At 70.2% G+C, this 3,456-nt stretch carries 6 protein-coding genes; all 6 read right to left on the reverse strand.

Annotation, left to right across the window (positions count from 1 at the left end):
* A partial coding sequence (locus VFF46_RS29175; RefSeq protein WP_325040434.1) for a MerR family transcriptional regulator occupies positions 1–462 on the reverse strand: 462 nt, incomplete at its 3' end.
* On the reverse strand, positions 449–1,000 hold the full coding sequence (locus VFF46_RS29180; protein WP_325040435.1) for an FHA domain-containing protein: 552 nt from the start codon (positions 998–1,000) through the stop codon (positions 449–451). The genes VFF46_RS29175 and VFF46_RS29180, both read right to left, overlap by 14 nt.
* 137 nt (positions 1,001–1,137) lie before the next feature.
* Positions 1,138–1,521: a glycine cleavage system protein GcvH gene (gene gcvH, locus VFF46_RS29185; protein WP_325040436.1), complete on the reverse strand. Its 384-nt coding sequence runs from the start codon at positions 1,519–1,521 to the stop codon at positions 1,138–1,140.
* 14 nt (positions 1,522–1,535) lie between these two features.
* Entirely contained in the window at positions 1,536–2,372 is an 837-nt protein-coding gene (locus tag VFF46_RS29190; protein ID WP_325040437.1) for a DUF881 domain-containing protein, read from the reverse strand.
* A 2-nt stretch (positions 2,373–2,374) separates the two neighbouring features.
* Complete coding sequence (locus tag VFF46_RS29195) at positions 2,375–2,707, reverse strand: small basic family protein (RefSeq protein ID WP_132285273.1); 333 nt, start codon at positions 2,705–2,707, stop codon at positions 2,375–2,377.
* The coding region (locus VFF46_RS29200; protein WP_325040438.1) for a DUF881 domain-containing protein at positions 2,704–3,456 on the reverse strand (753 nt) is incomplete at its 5' end. The genes VFF46_RS29200 and VFF46_RS29195, both read right to left, overlap by 4 nt.

The following is a 3,456-nucleotide window of genomic DNA, read 5'->3' on the forward strand; positions in this document are numbered from 1 at the left end:
GTTGCCCGTGGCCACCACCAGGCCGTGACTCTCCAGCTCGTCGAGGAGCCTGGCCGGTACGCCGGCCGCGGTCCGCAGCTCGTCCCGGGTGAGCCGCAGTTCGGTGCCGGTGGCATCGAAGTCCTCGGCGACCGGCTGCCCGGGGGTCTGCGGCAACGCCGTCGGCGCGACCGGCGGACCTGCCGCGGCCGGCTGCAGGCCGCGGTCGATCGCGCCGAGATGTTCCTTGATCACCTTCAGCGGCAGGTACTGGTCGCGTTGCGCGGCCAGCACGTACCGCAGCCGGTCGACGTCCGCGGCACTGAACTTCCGGTACCCGGACGCCGTCCGGGCCGGCGTCACCAGCCCCTCGGCCTCCAGGAAGCGGATCTTGGAGATCGTGACGTCGGCGAACTCGGCCTGCAGAAGCTGCAGCACCTCACCGATGCCGCGACTGCCGCCGGACGGCTCAGGCTTGGCCACTGGCGTAGTACACCAGCCGGTACTTGCCGATCTGGACCTCGTCGCCGTTGTTCAGCATGACCTCGTCGATCCGGTCCCGGTTCACGTACGTACCGTTCAGGCTGCCGACGTCGCGGACCTTCACGCCGTGCGCGTCCCGGCGGAACTCGGCGTGCCGGCGGGACACCGTCACGTCGTCCAGGAAGATGTCGCTGTCCGGGTGCCGGCCGGCGGTGACCACGTCGACGTCGAGCAGGAACCGGCTGCCCGCGTTCGGCCCGCGCTGGACGATCAGCAGGGCCGTCCCGGCCGGCAGCGCACCCACCGCGGCCTGGTCATCGGCGGTCAGCGGCTCACCGGTCTGCTCCGGCTCGGGCTCGGCGCCGATCGGGGTCAGCATCGCGGTGTCGGTGACGCCCGGCTGCTGCTGCGGCTGGCCGGGCTGGTGCGGCGCCGGAGTTGCCGCGGGGCGGTCCGCGCCAGGCAGCATCGCTCCGCACTGCGAGCAGAACCTGCTGCCCTCGGAGTTCTCGTGCCCGCACTGGTTGCAGAACGGCATGCTGTGATCCTCCCGATCGCCGGTGGTCCGGCGACGTTTTCGATAGACCCCGTATTGACAGTGTGACGTGCTGGAACAAGATGAGGACCTCAACCCTCGACCAGCGGTTGAGGTCCGGTAACGCTATCAGTCCGGCGTCAGCCTTGGTCGAGCTGGCCCTGGTACGCGTCGGCGTCCATCAGCGCGGCCACCTCGGCGGCGTCCTCGACGTCGATGTCGAGCAGCCAGCCCTCGCCGTACGGGTCGCTGTTCACCAGGTCCGGCTGGTCGGCGAGCGCCTCGTTGACGGCGGTCACGGTGCCGTTCACCGGGGCGAACAGGTCGCTGACGCTCTTCGTCGACTCCAGCTCCCCACAGGCGTCGCCGGCCCGCACCGTGCTGCCGACCTCCGGCAGCTGCACGTACACGATGTCACCGAGCTGGTCCTGCGCGAAGTCGGTGATGCCGACCCGCACCGGCCCGTTCTCGCCGGCCTTCAGCCACTCGTGCTCGGCCGTGTACTTCAGGTCTTCGGGGTACACCTTTGTCCTCGTTTCTACTTCGTAGGGCTGGGCGCCGGGCGAGCGTAACGATGCTCCTCCGGCGCGTGCAAGGCGGTGATCGACAGGCTGCTCAACTCGTTCACCTCGGCGGTGCCGCCGATCTGCGGTCCGGTCACCTCACTGACCAGTCCGCCCGGGAAGTTCGCCGCCTCGGCCAGGTTGTGGGACTCCCCGATCGCCTCGACGACGTACGGCGAGGTCAGCTTCTGGCCGTCGACCCGGATCCCCGGAGGATCGTCGACGAAGTCCGTACTGGCCACCACGCGGACCGACCCGTTGAGCTGGATCGCCTCGGCGCCGGCGTCGCGCAGTTCCTCGATCGCGTCCAGCAGGTTGCCCGAGGTCATCTTGCCCTGCGGGTCGTTCAGCGTGATCCGGACCCCCTGGCCGACCGCGGCCATGGTGCCGGCCAGGATGCCGAGGGTACGGATCTGGGCCTCGGCCTGCTCGCGGGCGGTCTGCGCCTTGTCGGCGCTGGAGGACAGCGTGTTCTTCCGCGCCTCCAGGTCGGCGATCTCGCTCTCCAGGCGGCGGGTGTTCTGGCCGAGGCCGTCGAGGATCGCGATCAGGTCCTCGCGGCGGGCGTTCTGGTACCCGTCGTCGGCCCGGTTCACCCGGACCTGGACCACCGCGACGCAGCCGACCAGCGCCAGTACGATCGCGACGATCGCCTGACCGCGGGACGGCTTGAAGCCGGAACGCAGCCGGCGGAGAGCCAGGTTCGGCGTCTTCGGCTTGGGGGCCGGCATCGGCGTCGGGGTCTCGGGGGGCCGCACGGGCTGCTCGTCCGGCTTCTTCCGGCCGGGGGTGTCTGGGGTGTCGTTGCTCATGATCAGGCCCGGAAGATGTGCCGGCGGATCGCGGCCATGTTGGTGAAGATCCGGATGCCGAGCACGACGACCACGCCGGTCGACAGCTGCGAGCCGACGCCGAGCTGGTCGCCCAGGTAGACGATCAGCGCCGCGATCAGCACGTTGGACACGAACGAGACGACGAACACCTTGTCGTCGAAGATCCCGTCCAGGAACGCCCGCAGCGCGCCGAACACCGCGTCCAGCGCGGCCACCACCGCGATCGGCAGGTACGGCTGCGCCCACTCCGGGACGTCGGGTGCGACCAGCAGGCCGACCACGACCCCGATCACCAGGCCGAGTACGGCGATCATCTCGGCCTCACCTTCGCGTAGCGCAACGCGATCGTCGCATCGGCCGGCACCAGCAAGGAATCCTCCGTCGTGATCGTGCTCCGGACACCGAAGTTGCTGACCAGGTACTGCACCCACTGCCCCCCGGAGCTCTGCGCGAACCGGGCCGGCATCGTCGCGGTGTCGCCGATCGCGAGCACCGTGTACGGCGGGGTCAGCGAACTGTAGTCGACCGTGATCGCACTGCCCGCGCCGCGGATCGCGGTCAGCGCCGTGAGCCGGTGGCCGTTCACCGAGATCGCCTCGGCGCCGGCCGTCCACAGGCCGTTGACCAGCTGCTGCAGGTCGACGTCGAGCAGCCGGCCTTCCTTGGCGTCGGCGTTCTTCGCGTCGTCGATGACGGCCTTGATCCCGGGCCCGGTGACGGCGATCGCACCGGTCTGCAGCTCGAGGTCGTCGAGCTTCTGCTGCAGCGCCGCGCCCGCACTGTCGTTGCTCAGCCCGCTGGCCTGCAGCCCGCGCACCTCGCCGGACAGCTGGGCCTGGTGGTTGCGCAGATCGGTCAGCCGGTCGTTGGCCTGGTTGATCCGGTCGATCAGTTCCTTGCGCTGTTTCTCCGCCTCGGGCGCGCTGCGGTAGTTCTGCGCGGCGGCGATCGCGAGCAGGAAGCCGAGCACCGCCGCGGCCAGCACGAGCAGCACCCGGTGCCGGGACCGGCCTTCCTTGCCGCCCTGGTTCGAACGGGTGCTGGCGGCGACGGCGTACCCCTC

The organism is Kribbella sp. (assembly GCF_035655035.1).
Lineage (GTDB): Bacteria > Actinomycetota > Actinomycetes > Propionibacteriales > Kribbellaceae > Kribbella.